Below are 17,318 nucleotides of genomic sequence, written 5' to 3'. Positions count from 1 at the left end.
AGACGGAGCGAAACAGCAAATACCCCCACGTCGCAAGTCCGTTGTCGTGCGCGACTGGTTGGCCCACCGGGCGACAGCGACACCGGGAGCGACGGCGCTCCGCGTCGCCGACGGTGCCGCGGCAGCCGGCGACGGTGAAGACGGGCCGACCACCTACCGCGAACTGGACGACCGCGTCGAGGAACTCGCCGGGCGCCTCTCGGCGATGGGCGTCGGCGTCGGAACCCACGTCGGCGTCTGCCTCCCGACGCGCCCAGTGTTCGTCGAACTCGTCCACGCGGTGATGCGGCTGGGTGCCGTTCTGGTGCCGTTACACGCCCGCTCGACCGCGGCGGAACTGGCCGAGCGGGCGCTGCAGGCCGACTGCGGGCTCGTCTGTGGTGACGCGGCGACGGAGGCCACCGTCCTGGCGGCGGCCGAGCGCGCGGCCGACGCGGGTACCGACCTCCCCGTGGCCACCATCGACACGCCCCGCGAGGGCGCGACGGCGCTCGCCGACGCGACGCCGGAGACGTTCGACCTCCCAGCATGGTCGCCGGGGCGGCGGCTCTGCCTGCTGTTCACCTCCGGGACGACCGGCGACCCGAAGGCGGTCGACCTGCGGATGGGCAACGTCCTGGCGAGCGCCACCGCCTCGGCCTTCCGGCTGGGGCTGGACCCGGCGGACCGCTGGTTCGACCCGCTCCCGATGAGCCACATGGGCGGGCTGGCGCCGGTCTACCGCTCGGTCTGTTACGGAACCACGGTAGCCCTCCGGGGCCCCGACGCGCCGGGGCAGCAGGATGACGGGGACGGCGCGGCCGACAGCGTCGGCGGCTTCGACCCCGACGCGGCGCTCGACGCGATGCACGAGACGGGCGCGACCTGTACATCGCTGGTGCCGACGATGCTGTCGCGACTGCTCGACGCCGGTAGCCTCCCCGACTCGCTCCGATTCGTCCTGCTCGGCGGCGCGCCGGCGAGCGACGAGCTGCTGGAGCGGTGCGCCGAACGCGACGTGCCCGTCGCGCCCACGTACGGCATGACCGAGACCGCCTCGCAGATCGCGACGGCACGCCCGTCGGAGGCACGCGCCAACCCGGGGACCGTCGGGAACCCCCTGTTCACCACGGAGGTCGCCGTCATCGGCAGCGACGGCGGGGCCGTGGCGCCCGGTGAGCGGGGCGAGCTCGTGGTCAGCGGGCCCGCCGTGACGCCGGGCTACTACCGCGATTCGACGGCGACCGAACGGGCGTTCGGGCCCCACGGATTCCACACGGGCGACGCCGGTTACCGTGACGAGGACGGCCGCCTCTGGGTGCTCAACCGGCTCGACGACCGACTCAATCCGGGCGGCGAGACGGTCGACCCCGGCGAGGTCGTCGATGCCCTCCGCGCGTTCCCGGGTATCACCGATGCGGCGGTCGTGGGGCTCCCGGACCCGGAGTTCGGCGAGCGCGTGGCGGCGCTGGTCGTCGCGGACGGTGCTGTCGAGGCGGCGGCACTCGAGCGCCACTGCCGGGAGCGACTGGCCGGCTACAAGCTCCCGCGGACGGTCGGCCTCACCGATGCGCTCCCCCGGACGGCCTCGGACACCGTCGACCGCGAGGCGGTCCGCGCCCGCCTGCAGGCACCGGACGCCGACACCACCGTCTTCGAGCTGGGCGACGGCGCCAGCACGGAGGCCGCCGACGCCGAGGGCGAGGACTGAGCCACCGCTCCGTCCGGAACCCCGGGGCGCGCCCTTTTTGTACGCCGACCGGCTATCGCCGCGTATGACCGTTCTATCGTTCGACGAGAAGGGCGCCGACGTGGTCTACGAGGGGACGGAGTTCCGGCTGGACGCCGAGCTCATCGAGGAGGCCACCCAGAAGAGCTACCCCGACGTGACCGACCACGAGGTGCTCCAGATGGTCGAGGAGGACCCCGCACTCTCCGGCGAGCCGCGACGCGTGAAGGATATCCTATCGTAATCGAGTTATCCAGCCCATAGGAATCAGAAGCAGCAGATACGTGAGAAATCAACACCATTCTGAAGTAGCCGAGTAGCTTCGGACTTACTCCGCGAGGACACCTCGCCGCCGAGCCAGCACCACCACGCCGGCCACGAGCGCCACGGCTGCGGCAGTGGGGCCGAAGCCGGGCTGCCCGCCGCTGCTGGTTCCGTTCGTGCCGTCGGTCGGCGGGAGCGGCGTCTCCGTCGGCGTGGGTTCGGGTGGGGTCTCCCGGAGGACCCCGTACGCCCGCTCGCGGTCGACGCGCGGGAACGACCGGTCCCACTCGCCGGGCATGTGGACCGTCGTGCTCTCGTTGACGGCCGCGAGCGCCCGGACGTCGGCCTCAGTCGGCCGGACCGGCACCGCCCCCTCGGCGTAGACGTACACCACGGAACCGCCGTCGGGTCGCGGCCGGGCGACGGCCTCGCGGACGACCAGGTCGGTCGGCAGTTCGCCGGTGGTATCGTTGCGCAGGAGCGGGCGGAAGGCACTCAGGTTCCCGAAACGGGCCGCCCCCTCGATGCGTGCGGCCTCGTCGGTCACGTTCAACTCGAAGCGGGCCGTCCGGAGGTCGCTCCGTTCGAACGCATCGAGCACCTCCTGGGTGTCGTTGAACTCCTCGCGCTCCGCGGCGCGTTCGGCGGGCGAGGCGAACTCGTCCTCGACGCCGGCCCGCGAGAGGTTCCGGAGGCCGTCGACGGCGTCGGCCAGCAGCCCCGGCCGGACGGCCGCCACGCTGGCGTTACCCCGGAGATGGTCACCGTCGGCGCGTGCGTGCAGGTCGCCCGTCAGGTCGAGCTGCGTGACGCCGCGCTCGTCCAGCTCGGCGACGTACGCGTCCCAGTTGGTGGTCCGGTAGCGACCGGTCACCTCGACGGTCGCCTCGCGGGCCCCGGGCCGCTCGTAGGTCGTCCCGAGGCGGTACTCCCGGACGAGCCCCGCCTCGCGCGCGGCGTCGAACCGGGTCCGGAAGCCCCGGACGTAGCGCGCGACGGTCTCGTTGGCGGTGAGGTTGTACGCGGTCGCCAGGTCGAGCGCGCCGTCGATGGCCCGGTCGTAGCGGTTCAGGCGGAGCTCCGTCGAGCCCTCGAACCGGCCGTCACGGTAGGTCGCGTCGACCGCGGCTCGCTCGACCCGGAGCGCGAACAGGTCTGCGGTGATGCGCTGGGCCTGCAACGGGTCGAGCCCGTTCTCCTCGTCGGCCGTGAGCGCACCCAGCGCCAGGGGGCGCAGCCGGGCCTTCACCCCCTCGTACCGGACGACGTAGCTGACGACCACGCGACCCCCCTCGCCGTCGCTCGCGTTCCGGAACGCGTAGTCACGGAGTCGGAGCGACGTGTTGGCGACCTGCCGAGCGTCCTGGCCAGCGAAGCGGCGTTCGAGCGTCGCACGAGCCCGCTCGCGCGTGGACCAGTTCCCGACCGCCTCGGCACCCACGCTGCTGTTGCGCTCGACCGCGAGTCGGTAGACACCCGGCTCCTCGGTCAGGACCGCCGAGAACCGGAACGGGTCGGCCATCCCGGCTGCAGCGGGCGCGACCCGTGCCGTCCCGTTGCTCCGGAGCGTGAGGTTCCGGGGCCCGACCCGGGCGTACGAGTCGGTCTCCGCGCGCTCCAGCACCGCTCCCGCCGCCGCGGAGCCGTTCAGGGTCACCGTCGCGCGCCCGTCGAGCGTCGCGCCGGCACGCTCGCCCGTTCGCGCGCCCTCGAGGGCCAGCCGGAACGCCTGCAGCTGGGCCGGGCGCTCCGTCGCGAACGTCCCGCCGGCGGCGAGCCGGTCGGGCGCTGCACGCGTCGCGAACGAGAACGTCCCGGGGAACGTCTCGCCGTCCTCGGCGAGCTCCGAGCGGTCCGTCTCGTACAGCCCGTACAGCAGCCCCTGCCCCGTGACGAGGCCGAACGAGGCGTTGCGGACCTCGTCGAGCGAGTCGTCCTCGACGGTGGCGTTGGCCCTGCTGGCGGCGTCCGTGCCGTTCGACACCAGTATCACGTCCCCGTCACGCTCGACGTAGACGTGGTCGGCGTCGAGCCCGTCGCTCTCGTTGGTGCCGTCGGACTGCGCCAGCGCCGGGCGTGGCGTGGCCCCGACGGTGGTCGGCCCGGGGGCCATCGCGGCGGCCGCCGCCGGCTGGATGGCGAGGAGGAGGGCGAGGACGAGGGTCGATACGACCGACAGACGGTGGCTCGGTCGGAGCGAAGCCATCGTCCGATGGGGTACTCGCCGGAACGAAAAGGTTCGCGCTACCGGGATGCTTACCGCGTGCCGATGTCACCGCCACGGCGGGCGGCGGTACTCGCCCCCGGCCGCGCCCGCCGGATGGACCGGGACGGGCGCCCCGTCCTGCCACTGCACCACGCGCGGGACGCCGGCCCCGAGGTCGGGCGGGGGGTCGTGGGGGAACCTGCTGTCCGGGCCCTGGAAGGCGAGTCGGCGGTACGCGGCGCTGTCCTCGAGCGTCACCCGTTCCAGCCGGTCGATGAGTTCCCCGACGGGCATCCCATCGTTCGGCGCGGCGACCCGGAGTATCCGGACGGCGTCGTACGCGTACGCGGCCTCCGGGGCCGGCGCCCGGCCGAACCGGTCCCGGTACGCCGCTACGAACGGCGGCGGGTGGTCGGGGCGAGCGGGAACCGCCGCCGGGACGAGTGTGAACGCACCGGCCGCGTAGCCGTCGACCGACGCCCCGAACGAGGGCCGCGCTACCGGCGGCAGGTAGCCCCCGAGCGCGAAGGGTGGCCGCTGGTCGCCCCAGTCGCGGACGAGCTTCGATGCGCAGGTGTCGGCGACCGCGACGAGCGCGTCGGCGCCCGCCTCGGCCACCTCGTCGAACAGCCCGGCGTACGTCGTCCCGCAGGTCCCGGACTGCTCGACCGTCTCGACCACCTCGACGTGGTCGCGGAGCCGGTCAGCCAGGTGCTCGCCGAACGGGGCGAACCAGGGGCGGTCCGTGACCAGTGTCGCGACGCGCTCCCAGCCCGCGGCGTCAGCCTGCCCGGCGACGAACCGGGACAGCGGCTCGACCAGCGTCGCCGTGTTCGGCGGTCCGGCGCGGAACAGCCCCCGGTAGTCGTCGTACCGCTCGCCCACCAGTCGGGCGAGTCCCGGCCCCGACGCACCGGTCGTGAGGTGGACGGACGACGACCCGACGTGTTCCGCCAGTTCCCGAACGACCGGGGTGAGGTAGCCGCCCACGGTCGGTCCGACATCACCGCCCGATACTCGCTCGGTGTACGCCCCACTGGCGACCTGCGGCGACGCCGCCGTGTCGAGGACGACCGGCTCCAGGGGCCGACCCGCCAGTCCACCTGCGCGGTTGACCGCCGCGGCGCCCAACCGCGCGCCCTCGGCGATGGCGCGCCCCGGCGGGAACGTGTCGGGGTCCGGGGCGAAGACGCCGAGCCGCACCGGCTGCTGGCCCGTCGTCGGCGACCGCTCCGTCGGTTCGGAGTCGCCGAGCAGGGCCGAACAGCCGCCGAGCACGGCGCTGCCGAGCAGCGAGAGGGCCCCGCGGCGACTCGCACTCGGGGGGACCATACGTGCGGGACGGCGAGGGCGCACGGAAAACAGTTCCGTCGGTGAAACCGTCGTCAGTCGTCGTCGGCCGAGAGGCGGACCCGGCCGCCCTCCTCGATGGTCTCCGGGAAGATCTTCCCGGGGTTGAGCGTGTCTTTCGGGTCGAGCGCGCCCTTGATGCGGCGCATCGCCTCGACGGCACCCTCGCCGTGCTCGAGTTCGAGGTACTCCCGCTTGCCGCCGCCGATGCCGTGCTCGCCGGTGCAGGTGCCGCCCATCTCGATGGCCTTGCGGACGACCGCGTCGTAGATCTCCTCGCCCGTCTCCACCATGGCGTCGTCCTCGGGGTCGACCATCACGGAGTAGTGGACGTTGCCGTCGCCGGCGTGCCCGAAGACGGGGACCATGATATCGTGCTCTTCGCCCAGTTCCTTCGCGTAGCGGATGATGTCGGGGTACTTCGAGATGGGGACCGTGATGTCGCCCGGGTGGATGGGCCGGAGATCCGGGTCGTAGCTCTGGAGGGCGAAGGCCAGTTCGGTGCGGGCCTTCCAGAGTTCGGCCATCCGCTCCTCGTCCTCGCTCATGTCGAACAGCGAGACGTCGTGGCTCTCGAAGATGGTCTCGCAGAAGTCGATCTCCTCCTGGACCCCGTGGTTGGCGTGGAACTCCAGGAACACCATCGGCTTGTCCGGAAGGCCCGTATCGAGGTAGGCGTTCGACATCTCGGCGGCGAGCGAGTCGATGAGTTCGATCTTCGCCACGTCGACGCCCGAGCGGACGGCGTCGTAGATGGCGTTGGTCGCATCGTCGAGGTCGTCGAAGACCGCGCGCCCGCCGCGGATCTGTTCGGGCAGCCCCTCCAGTTCGAGCGTCGCGCGGGTGACGACACCGAGCGTCCCCTCGCTGCCGACGAGGATGTCCTTCAGGTTGTAGCCGGCGCTGGTCTTGACGGCCTTCGACCCCGCCTCGATGACGGTCCCGTCGGCGAGGACGGCCTCCAGCTCCAGCACCCAGTCGCCCACCTCGCCGTACTTCACCGTCTTCTGCCCGGAGGCGTCGTTGACGATCATCCCCCCGATGGTCGAGATGTTCGCCGAGGACGGCATCGGCGGGAAGAACATCCCCTCGGACTCGACGGTCTCGTCGACCTTGCTCCCCATCACGCCGGGCTGGACGTCGATCTGGAAGTCGTCCGGGCGGACCTCCAGCACGTCGTTCATCCGGGTCACGTCCATCGAGATGCCCTTGAACTGCGGGACGGCATTGCCCTCCAGCGACGTGCCCGCGGCGTACGGCGTCACGGGGACCCCGCGGTCGTTGGCGGCCTCGAGGACCGTGCTCACGTCCTCGGTCGACTCGGGCCAGACGACGGCGTCGGGTGTGACGCCGCGGCCGGCCTCCTCGGCCCCCCAGTCGGCAGCGTGACTCCCGCGGTCGGACTCCCCGAACGAGACTTGCTCCTCCGGCAGCAGGTCGGCGAGGAACGCACAATCGTACGACATACCCGGTAGTGCACGGGCAGGCGATGATAAAGCTATCCGCGCGGTTCCGGGGGGGTTCTTGTCGAGGCACTGCGCCGCCGCCTCGTCACCGAGTCACCGCGGCACCGCGGCACCGCGGCACCGGCTACCGCCGTGGCGTATCGGCCCGAAGGGACAGGGGAAAGAACGCGTCGGCGCGGTGGTGGGTCCGCGCCGACACGGAACGGGACGGAGCGGAGCACCCGAAACGGGGAAACGGATGCTCCACTTCCGCCTGTGTCGCTTACAATGATAAACGTTTGGAGCTTTTCGCCTAACAGTATCGTTTATACGGCGGGCGAGCGACGACCAACCCATGCGAGCCATCCAGGTGTCCGCGTTCGGTGACGCGGGCGAACTCGAACAGATCGAGCAGGACGTTCCCGAACCGGACGACGGGCAGGTCCGTATCGAGGTGAAGGCCGCGGGCATCAACTTCGCGGACATCATGCAGCGCCGCGGCCACTACCACGGCGGTCCGCAGCCGCCCTACACGCCCGGGATGGAGGTCGCGGGCGTCGTCGACGCCGTCGGCGACGGGGTCGGCCGGGAGGTCGGCGACGAGGTGGTCTCGATGGTCAACGGCGGCGGCTACGCCGACTACGCCATCGCCGACGCGATGGGGCTGATGGACATCCCCGGCGAGATGAGCTTCGAGGAGGCCGCGGGCTTCCCGGTCCAGTACCTCACGGCCCACAACTGCCTGTTCGAGTGGGGCGGGCTGGAGGAGGGCGACTCCGTGCTCGTCCACGCCGCGGCGGGCGGGGTCGGCACCGCGGCCGTCCAGCTCGCCAGCAACGCCGGCGCCGAGGTGTTCGGCACGGCCTCGACCCAGGAGAAGCTGGACAAGGCGGCGTCGCTGGGCTGTGACCACCCCATCAACTACACGGAGGAGGACTTCGTCGAGGTGGCCAAGGCCGAGACGGACTACGGCCTGGACATGGTGCTGGACGGCATCGGGAGCGACACCACCGAGCGCTCCGTGGACGCGCTCAAGGAGTTCGGCACGCTCGTCGTCTACGGCGCCGCCTCGGGCGAACCGGGCGCCCCACCGACCGACAAGCTCCTGTTCGGCAACGTCACCGTCGAGGGCTACCACCTCGGCCGCGCCATCGAGCGCAAGCCGATGGAGGTGATGGGCGCTGTCCCCGAACTGACCGAGCTGCTCGGCGACGGCACGCTGGAGGTCCAGGTCGGCGAGACGTTCGACCTCACCGACGCCGCCGAGGCCCACCAGTACATCGAGGACCGCAAGTCCTCGGGGAAGGTCGTGCTGACGCCGTAGGCAGGTAGCAGATTTTCATTCCACTTCCCATACCCAACACAGCGTATTACTATACAATCCCGAATATAAGCCATATAAGATTCAACTAGACTATATACCGACACCAGAAGCGACCTATACCGTCGTTTTGTGGTTCCTGAACTTAGAGAAGATTTTTACAACCCGTGGCACGATTCCGGACGATGCCCCGCTCAAGACGGTCCCTCCTCGAAGCGACAGGTCTCGCGCTCGGCGGTGGAGCGCTCGCAACACTGGCCGGCTGTACCAGCACCTCCCCGACCGGCGGCGCCAGTTCCCCGGCCGGGCCCTCCGCGACAGACGAACCGACGCCGGCGGACGGGACGACCGAGTCGGTGTCGGTCGACCTCGCACAGTGGCTCCCGAACCCGGCCTCGTCGCCGTTTCGGGACGGCTACGGTGTCCGGATGTTCGATATCGCGGCCATCCGGCGGCACCGGGAGGCGATGCACGAGAACGCCTATCGCCGCCTCGAACGGGAGATGCTCTACCCCGCCCCGGACAGGTACGTCGACGCCGCCGACATCGCTGCCTCGGTCGGGGTCGGCGACGCACGGGTGGCCATCGGCTCGTTCGACCCGGATGCCATCGGTGAACGCATCACCAGCGACGGCGACTCGTCGACGCCGACCGCGGAGCGAACCCCGACGACACCGACGCGGACGCCCTGGTCGGAGCCCGAGCAGTACGAGGGCTTCGACATCTACGGCACCGAGTACGTCTACGCCGTGTCGGAGGACGTCCTCATGGAGGTATCTCCGATGAGGCCCGAGAGCGACGGCGCGGGTCCGTACGCGAAGGCCATCATCGACGCGGGGGCCGGCGAGGCGGCCAGCTACGCCGACGGCAACGCGTACGTCGACGCGATGCTCGGCACCGTGGACGACCCGCACGCGCTCTGGTGCTACCCGGAGGCGATGGACGGCTCCACGACCCGCGGGTTCCGGGCGGACGAGATAACGGGCGGACTCAAGTCGTGGCGGTTCGGCACCGAGACGACCCACCTCACGTTCGCGAACACCTACCCCGACGCCGAGGCAGCCGAGGCGGAGAAGCTGGCGTCGTACATCGAGTCCGAGTCGGACCGGTTCGGCCCGTACGACGGCCTCGACGTCGAGGCCAGCGGCCGGCTGGTCTGGACGGACGGCGATATCCCGACCGGCGAGTTCGACCACCTGTCGGCCGGTGGTCCCGAGGACGGGGTCACCACGCCGAACTGAGGCCTACGCGTCCGGCTGGAACGTCGTCGCGTCGCGCAGGGCCCGCACCTGTTCCAGCAGGTCGCTGATGTCCTCGCCCTCGCTCCCGACCTGCGTGACGTGCCCCAGCTTCCGGAGCGGCCGGGCCTCGCGCTTGCAGTACCAGTGGAGGGCAGCGCCGTCCGCCCGCAGCACCTCGTCGACGCCCCGTAGCTCCGCCGGCCGGTTCTCGTCGACATCGCCGAGCAGGTTGGCGTTCGCGGTCGGCGCCCGGCGGTCGGTCGCGCCGAGCGGCCAGCCCAGCACCGCGCGGACGTGGTTCTCGAACTGCGAGGTGAGACAGCCCTCGATGGTCCAGTGCCCGGAGTTGTGCGGGCGCGGGGCGATCTCGTTGACCAGGATGGCCTCGCCGTCGTGGTCGTCGGGGTCGACCTGGAACAGCTCGATGCCGAACGCGCCGCGCCCGTCCATGGCGTCGAGGACCTCGTCGGCGACCTCCTGAGCCCGGACGCGGATGGCCTCGTCGGCCCGGGCCGGCGAGATGGACTCGCGGAGTATCTCCTCGCGGTGGATGGTCTCGGTGACGGGGAACGTATCGCGCTCGTCGGCGCCGCGCAGGCCCATCACCGCGAGTTCGCGCTCGAAGTCCAGCATCTCCTCGGCCATGGCTGGCCCGGCGATGGCCTCCATCGCCGCCTCGACATCGCCGGGGCCCTCGACGGGGACGTTCCCGCGGCCGTCGTAGCCACCCTCGCGGGCCTTCAGCATCAGCGGCCAGCCCAGCTCCTCGCCGGCGGCGTGGAGGTCGTCGGCGTCGTCCACCTTCCGGTAGGCCGGGACCGGGATACCCCGCTCGACCAGCGCCTCCTTCTGGACGTACTTGTCCTGGATGGTGCGCAGCGTCTCCGGTGCGGGGTGGACGGGCGTGCCGGTCTCCTCGGCGACACGGTCCAGCGTATCAGGGTCCGCCAGTTCGATCTCGAAGGTGAGGAGGTCGGCGCGCTCGCCGAGTTCACGGAGCGTCTCGTAGTCGTCGAAGTCCCCGACCACCTGGTCGCGGACGACCGAGCGCGCGGGACAGTCCGGCGTCGGGTCCGAGACGACGAGTTCGACGCCGAGCGGGCCCGCGGCCTCGCCCAGCATCCGGCCCAGCTGTCCCCCACCGACCACGCCCAGGGTCGGGCCGGGAGTGGCCAGCGTCCGCGCATCGAGACCGTCGGAATGAGTCATGTCCGGGCGTCCACGGCGCCCGACCCTACCGCTTTCGCTTCCGGGTAGGCGGGAGAAACAGCACAGAGCGCCAGCTCGGGCGAGGTTAGCCGGCGGCCCGGAGCCGCGCCTGCGCGGCGCGGGCGTCGTGGACAGCCTCGTGGGTGTCGCCGGACGCTGCTATGTCGGCCCGGGGTGCCGACCGCTGAACGTCGGCCCGGGGTGCCGACCGCTCGACATCGGCCCGGGGTGCCGACCGCTCGATGTAGACGACCGTCGAGATGGCGTCCTGACGGATCAGCACCGTCTCCTTGCGGTAGTCGTCGCCGAGTCTCTGGTCGAGTTCCTCGGCGTGGGACCCCCGAGCGACGACGACCGGCGGGACCGACTCGAGCGAGTCGAGTTCCGCCGTCGAGTTGGTGCAGGCGACCTGCATCCGGTCCTTCTCGAAGTACCACGGCATCGGGAGTATCTTGAACCACTTGATGCAGGCGGGCGTGCGGACGGCCGATTCGGCCCCGTCGACGTAGTAGGAGCCGTGGACGAGCACGTCCGTCTCGGCGGGGTCGTTACCCGCCGAAACGGCCTGCATCTCCGCGATGAGCGGCCGCCACTCGCCCTCCGGCTGTGCGTACTGGACGAGCGAGTCCGGCCCCTCCTCGGGTTCGGCGTAGACACCGGTCACGCCCTGGTAGCCGGTCGCGCCGGTCGCAGCGAGCACCAGCACGAGGACGAGGAACACGCTGATGCCGTCGTCCTCGCGGTAGGCGTCGACGCCCCAGCGGAACAGGATGGCCGCGCCGACGGCGGCAGGAACCGCGAGCGGGACGAGCGCGTTCACGACGATCCACGCGCCGTAGATGTCCGTCCCGAGCGGGTAGCCGACGACGGAGGCAAAGCCCCAGAAGGCGGCGAACATCACCAGCGCCCGCGGCCGGCCGGCGGTGTAGCGGTCGGCGACGAAACCGACAATCGAGAGGGCGAACAGCGGACCCGCGTAGAGGACGGTCGATTCGAGGAACCGGGCGAGGAAGCAGAGGTACCCATCGATGAGGTTGTCCTTGTTACACCCCGCCTCGGTCGAACCGCCGAACCAGTACTCCAGGCCGGTCTCGATATCGGAGACCGTCGCGTCGACGAGCGTCGGGAACTGTCCGGGCTGGCCGAGTACAGCGTACAGACCGACGCCGTCCGGCGCCGCCGCGCCCCGCGGCGCGTAGAAGAACAGCGTCACGACGCCGACGATGAGGAGCGCGACGAGCGCGTGGCCGATGTAGTAGCCGGGACTGACGACGAAGCGTGTCAGGGCGGCCTCGATGCGGTCGAACCCGCTGGTGCCGGGCGTCGAGAGCAGGCGGTCCGAGACGAGCACGCCGGCGCCCGCCCAGCAGAGCAGGTACACCAGCGCGTTCTCCTTCGCGGCGAACGCCAGCGCGACGAAGAACACGCCGACGTGGAAGTACAGCGCGGGCGAACGCGTCGTCTCGAGGCTGAACAGGTCGGCCAGCACCCCGCCGGTCCTGCTCGAACGAGCGGCCACCGAGGTGCCGCCGTCGGTCGCGGCGGTCTTCGACTCGTGGCGGGCCCGGCGGGCGTCCATCGCACGGACGAAGAACCCGAACGCGACGAACGAGAACCCGGCGACGAGGATGGTCGACCGGGAGAACCGGGAGTAGTACAGCAGGATGGGGTTGAAGCTGAGGAACAGCGCCATCGCGACGAGTTCGCTCCGGCGCAGGTGCTCGCGGAACAGGAGCGCCGTGGCGGGCAGGAGGCCACCCACCAGCGCCGGGACGACCCGTGTCGCGAAGTCCGTCGTCCCCAGCACGGAGAACAGGAACGTGTTCAGGTGCTGGATGAACGGCCCGTGGATGATGTAGCGGTAGCTGAACGAGCTCGTCCGCATGTACTCCAGCGTCCACCAGGCGACCCGGCCCTCGTCGAAATGCTGGACGCGGTCACCCAGCAGGACGAGCCGCGCGACGAGCGCGAGGACCGTGATGCCCAGCACCAGCCGGAGGGTGCGCTCGGTGCCGGTGCCGAGGTAGTCGGCGAGGAACGGTCGCCGACCGGTGCGGACGCGCTCGGCGGCCGGGTCCGGGTCGGAGGAGGATATGGACCCGGTCCCGTCGGCTGGGTCCGGGTCGGGGGAGGGCGTGGACCCGGTCCCGTCGGCCGGTTCACTGTCGGTACCATCGTCGGCAGCGGGGGCCTCACCATCCGTGGGGGGAGCATCTGTTGGCCCCGGATCGCCGTCGTCGGCGCCGGGGTCGTCGTCAGGGGCGGCCACCATCGCTACGGACTGTAGCCGCTGCCCTTAGAATCCTTCTGGTTGCTCCCGAACCGAGACACACCGCTATCGGCACGCACCGGGCGGGAGGGGTGGGGAGGGGAGTTACGCCTCGAACGGGTCCTGCACGACGACCGTGTCCTCGCGCCCGGGACCGACACCGACGGCGTAGATGTCGGCGTCGAGTTCGGCCGCGATGTAGCCGAGGTACTCCTGGGCGTTCTCGGGGAGGGCGTCGTAGCCGCGCTCGGCCACGTCGCTCCAGTCGGCCTCCGGCCAGCCGTCGAACTCACGGTAGACCGCCTCGCAGTCGGCCCACTTCTCGGTCGTGGCCGGGATGGTGAGTTGCTCCTCGCCGTCGCGCTCGTACGCGTGTCCGACCTTCACCGTGTCGAGGCCGGCGAGCGTGTCGACGTGGTTGATCGCGAGGCCGGTGAAGCCGCTGGCTGTGGCAGCGTGCCGGAGCATCGGCATGTCGAGCCAGCCGACCCGCCGCGGGCGACCGGTGACGGTACCGTACTCGCCACCCTCGTCGCGGATGTAGGTCGCGAGCTCCTGACCGCGCTCGGAGGTGTCGCCGCCCTCGGGTGGGGTCTGCCCCTCGACGTGGCCGAGTTCGGTCGGGAGCGGACCCATCCCGACCCGCGAGATGTACGCCTTCACGATACCGACGACCTCGCCACGACCGACCACCGTCGGCCCGAGTCCCGTCCCGACGGTCGCGCCGCCGGCCGTCGGGTTCGAGGAGGTGACGTACGGGTAGCTCCCGTGGTCGATGTCGATGCCGGTGCCCTGCGCACCCTCCATCATGATCTGCTCGCCCGCCGCGCGTCGCTCGGCGAGGAAGGCCCCGCAGTTGACGGTCATCCCCTCGTCGGCGAGCCGTTCGCCGAACGCGCGGTAGCGCTCGAACAGCGTGTCCTCGTCGAACGCCTCGGGGACGGTGACCTCGATGCCGAAGTCGTCGGCATCGAGCCCGTCGAGGTCGAGGTCGTACACCTGCTCGACGAGGGCCCGCTTCTGTGGCACCACGTAGTCGAGGCGGTCCCGGAGCACGTCGGGGTCGAGCAGGTCGCCGATGCGGACCCCGCGCCGGCCGGCCTTGTCCTCGTAGGTGGGGCCGATACCGCGTCCGGTGGTGCCGACGGCGATGTCGTCCTCGCTCTTGACGTCCTCCTCGAGGCCGTCGAGGACGCGGTGGAACGGGAGAATCGTGTGTGCGCGCTCGGCGACGCGGACGTCGGGGTCGAGCCCGCGCTCGCGAAGTGTATCGAGTTCGTCGAACAGCGTCGCCGGGTTGACGACACAGCCGTTGCCCAGCACGCCGATCTTCCCACGGACCGCGCCCGAAGGTACCAGCGAGAGTTTGTACTCGATGTCCTCGTGAACGACGGTGTGGCCAGCGTTGTCGCCGCCCTGGTACCGCACGACCACGTCCGCCGCCTCGCCGAACACGTCGACGATCCCCCCCTTCCCTTCGTCGCCGAACTGCGAACCGACGATAGTGACAGTCATCCGCCCCAGCGTGCGGCGTGGCCGAACAAACCGATTGCGGTTCCCCGGGGCCGCCGCCACTCGCGCATCTGGGCGCGCGTGCGCCCCGAGCGCCCCCGATTCGGCCACTCGGAGGCTGCCGCGGTCGGAAGGGTTAACATGGTCCGAGTGGTACGCGGTACCGATTCCGGACATCCGTCCGCCGGGACGCCCCCGAATCGGACGGCGTGAGGGCAACTTTTAAACCCTCGTCTCACGAGTTAACACGTGCCATGATAGATCGGCTCGAGAAGGAAGTCGACATGCTCGAACGCCATCTGCAGGTCTTGCGGATGGTGATCGAGAACGAACCCATCGGCATCGTGAAGATGTCGAACGAGACTGGATACCCCCACCACAAGGTCCGCTACTCCCTCCGGGTGCTCGAGGAGGAGAACCTCATCGAGCCCTCCAGCCAGGGTGCCATCACGACGGAGGACACCGCCGACTTCGTCGACGACCTGGACGGGAAGATCGACGAGATCGTCGAGAAGCTCGAAGGGATGAAGATCGAGGACATCCCCGAGATCGAGGGCTGAAGCGGCCGACCCTGTCTCAGAGCTCCGGCACCGAGAGATAGAACGACTCGTCGCGGTCTTCGACGAGGCAGAGGTGGAAGCCCCGGCCCCGCGATAGTTTCACGTAACTCTCGCGCTTGTCGCGGCTCAACAGGCTCCCACCAGTGGCCTCTTCGGCCGTCGCGAGCGCCTCCGGCTCGAAGAAGGCGCCCGTGGCGGCCATCGCGCACGCCAGCGACCCCGACTCCTCCGACACCGTTGACCCGCCACGGACGAGGGCCGCCAGTTCCTCGTCCTGTGTCGGCTCGCGGGAGTCGTCCAGCGTGGCGATGACCAGCGGCTCGCCCATCCGGTTTCGGGCGACGAGGTCGAACGTCCGGTCGTCGGCGACCGTCGCACCGAACTCGATCCGGTCGATGTCCGGCAGGGCGCCGTACAGGTCCGCCAGCTTCCCCTGAGCCCCCGTGTCGCGGATCTCCAGCGGCAGCTCGCTCACCAGCCACCGGGCGAACCGGTACTCCTGCGTGCTCTCGAGGAAGGCGTCGAACTGCCGCCCGTCGACCGCGACGGCCTCGGCATCGAACTCGGTGTGATGCTCGAGCCGGAGGTTCTCGATGACGCCCTCGCGGCTGACGCCATCCGAGAGGTCGTCCAGGGTCGGCTCGCTCTTCGAGCGGTAGCGGACGAAGAGGTTCGTCCCCGAGAGCGCCTCCTCGGGCGTCATCGCGGTCTCCGGCGCGGCGGCACCGGCCCCCAGGTCGTGGAGCCGCGTCTCGAGGTTCTCGACGCGCGCGGCGAGGTCGTCGCGCTCGTCCCGGACCGTCCGCAGCTCCGATTCGAGACGGTCGACCTCCGCCTCCAGCCGTTCGACCTCGTTCTCGCGGTCGTCGAGCGTTCGCTGGAGCGCCGCCATGTCCTCGCCGGACGCCGCCGGTTCCGAGGATGCCTCGGAGGCCGACTCCTCGTCCGTGGGTGTCTCGTCCGGCGACTCGGCCATGGGGGGCCCGTCCGACGACGCTGCCGCTCCTGGCGGCTCGGACCCGGGAGCAGCCTGCTCGACGGAGGTTACCGCCGCCTCGATCTCCTCGTCGTCGGCCGGGCCCGCCGCGGGCGCGGGCGAGGAGTCGGCTTCGGCCGTGTCGGCTCCGGGGCCGCCCACGTCGCTATCGTGACCGTCGCCACCGTCATCACCGTCGTCGCCGCCGGTCAGGTCCACCGCCAGCGTGTCGGCGTCGTCTGCCGGCGTGCCGGATGCCGTGTCGCCGGGAGATGACGTGTCGGACTCATCGTCGCGGGCCGACCCGGCCTTGGCATCCGCCTCGCCCCCGGGCTCTGTCTCGGGCTCGCTGGTCGAGTCGGGTCCAGACTCGGGGATGTCGGCGTCCAGACGCGGGTCGTCCGCGCTGGTCCCGGTACCTGCTCCAGCGACACCCTCGCTCGCGGACGAGTCGGACTCCCCGGCTGCTGCACCGGCGCCAGCCGCACCAGCGGCACCCGCGCCGGCCGCCCCGGCGCCGGCTGCACCAGCCGCGCCAGCGCCCGCGGCCGTCCGGTCCTCGCCGCCGGGGATCTCGGTTATCTCGAGGTCGACCGCGGTGACGGTGTAGATGCCGACCTCGTCGCATGAGCGTTCGAACGCCTCCTCGTCCTCCAGCAGGCGGCGGGACTGGCCGACGAAGGCGACGTGCTTCGCGCGCCCGCCGTGGTAGACGGAGTAGTAGTCACCCGAGAGGACGTTCTCGGAGAGTTCGACGTAGCCGGTGAAGCCGCCCGAGAGCCGCTCGTGGACCTCCTCCAGCGGCGTGTCCTCGGTGTAGTAGCGGCCGCGCTCCTCGCCACCGGTGGCCTGCATGGTGAACAGCAGGGGGAGGGCGGCGTGTGGTGCCTCGTACGCGGTCCCGGTGGCGTCCTCGAAGGCGTCGATGTCGCCGGGACGGAGCCCGTGGTCGGCCTCCTCGTCCGTCTCGAAGACGCCGACGACGCGCCCGCGGAGCATGAAGCAGACGGCGCCGTCGGCCTCCACGGCGCCGGTGAACTCCCGGTCGGCCAGGTCGTGTAGCCCGCCGAACCCGCCGTCGTACTGGCGGCCGTCCCACTCGCGCATCTCGGCGACCGCGCGGGTTGTCATGTCCAGCGGTGGGATCGGTCCGCCCAAAGACCTTCCGGGCACCAGCATCCACCCCGGAACCGGCGGCTCCGGGGCGGCGTCCGGGAACTGCCGACACCGGAGCGAGGAGTTTACGCTGGTCAGCGA

The 17,318-nt window shown here is 70.9% G+C and carries 12 protein-coding genes; 5 read left to right on the top strand and 7 right to left on the bottom strand.

Translation table 11 applies throughout. From position 1 onward, the window contains the following. Positions 1-46: 46 nt before the first annotated feature. Together NL114_RS14375 and NL114_RS14370 are read left to right on the top strand one after the other, a co-directional pair. Positions 47-1,690: a class I adenylate-forming enzyme family protein gene (locus NL114_RS14375; protein WP_254821608.1), complete on the top strand. Its 1,644-nt coding sequence runs from the start codon at positions 47-49 to the stop codon at positions 1,688-1,690. Between the two features lie 64 nt (positions 1,691-1,754). Beyond that, entirely contained in the window at positions 1,755-1,952 is a 198-nt protein-coding gene (locus tag NL114_RS14370) for a DUF5800 family protein (protein WP_254821607.1), read from the top strand. 84 nt (positions 1,953-2,036) lie between these two features. Here the strand turns inward: NL114_RS14370 and NL114_RS14365 are convergent, their stop codons facing one another. From NL114_RS14365 to NL114_RS14355, 3 genes are all read right to left on the bottom strand, one after another. Beyond that, positions 2,037-4,178, bottom strand: coding sequence for a hypothetical protein (locus tag NL114_RS14365; protein WP_254821606.1), 2,142 nt, complete (start codon positions 4,176-4,178; stop codon positions 2,037-2,039). 66 nt (positions 4,179-4,244) lie between these two features. Next, on the bottom strand, positions 4,245-5,510 hold the full coding sequence (locus NL114_RS14360; RefSeq protein WP_254821605.1) for an ABC transporter substrate-binding protein: 1,266 nt from the start codon (positions 5,508-5,510) through the stop codon (positions 4,245-4,247). Between the two features lie 53 nt (positions 5,511-5,563). Beyond that, on the bottom strand, positions 5,564-6,994 hold the full coding sequence (locus tag NL114_RS14355) for an FAD-binding oxidoreductase (RefSeq protein WP_254821604.1): 1,431 nt from the start codon (positions 6,992-6,994) through the stop codon (positions 5,564-5,566). A 334-nt stretch (positions 6,995-7,328) separates the two neighbouring features. Between NL114_RS14355 and NL114_RS14350 the strand changes: the two genes are divergently transcribed. Then, positions 7,329-8,297, top strand: a complete 969-nt coding sequence (locus NL114_RS14350) for a quinone oxidoreductase family protein (RefSeq protein WP_254821603.1) — start codon at positions 7,329-7,331, stop codon at positions 8,295-8,297. A gap of 182 nt (positions 8,298-8,479) precedes the next feature. Beyond that, the gene (locus tag NL114_RS14345; RefSeq protein WP_254821602.1) at positions 8,480-9,535 is read left to right on the top strand and encodes a hypothetical protein; all 1,056 of its coding nucleotides are present in this window, start codon (positions 8,480-8,482) and stop codon (positions 9,533-9,535) included. 3 nt (positions 9,536-9,538) lie between these two features. On the opposite strand, the gene NL114_RS14340 is transcribed toward NL114_RS14345, so the two are convergent. The 3 genes from NL114_RS14340 to NL114_RS14330 all read right to left on the bottom strand — a co-directional run bounded on the left by NL114_RS14340 (position 9,539) and on the right by NL114_RS14330 (position 14,528). Further along, entirely contained in the window at positions 9,539-10,744 is a 1,206-nt protein-coding gene (locus NL114_RS14340; protein ID WP_254821601.1) for a 5-(carboxyamino)imidazole ribonucleotide synthase, read from the bottom strand. Positions 10,745-10,829: 85 nt separating this feature from the next. Next, positions 10,830-13,016: a flippase activity-associated protein Agl23 gene (locus NL114_RS14335; protein ID WP_254821600.1), complete on the bottom strand. Its 2,187-nt coding sequence runs from the start codon at positions 13,014-13,016 to the stop codon at positions 10,830-10,832. A gap of 102 nt (positions 13,017-13,118) precedes the next feature. Then, the gene (locus tag NL114_RS14330; protein ID WP_254821599.1) at positions 13,119-14,528 is read right to left on the bottom strand and encodes an adenylosuccinate synthase; all 1,410 of its coding nucleotides are present in this window, start codon (positions 14,526-14,528) and stop codon (positions 13,119-13,121) included. 251 nt (positions 14,529-14,779) lie between these two features. Between NL114_RS14330 and NL114_RS14325 the strand changes: the two genes are divergently transcribed. After that, positions 14,780-15,085: a hypothetical protein gene (locus NL114_RS14325; RefSeq protein ID WP_254821598.1), complete on the top strand. Its 306-nt coding sequence runs from the start codon at positions 14,780-14,782 to the stop codon at positions 15,083-15,085. Positions 15,086-15,101: 16 nt separating this feature from the next. On the opposite strand, the gene NL114_RS14320 is transcribed toward NL114_RS14325, so the two are convergent. Further along, complete coding sequence (locus NL114_RS14320; protein ID WP_254821597.1) at positions 15,102-17,192, bottom strand: DUF7527 domain-containing protein; 2,091 nt, start codon at positions 17,190-17,192, stop codon at positions 15,102-15,104. Between the last annotated feature and the right edge of the window lie 126 nt (positions 17,193-17,318).

Source organism: Haloglomus halophilum (genome assembly GCF_024298885.1).
Lineage (GTDB): Archaea > Halobacteriota > Halobacteria > Halobacteriales > Haloarculaceae > Haloglomus > Haloglomus halophilum.
The sequence above is the reverse complement of the archived record's forward strand: the minus strand, read 5'-3'. Positions and strand labels throughout refer to the sequence as shown.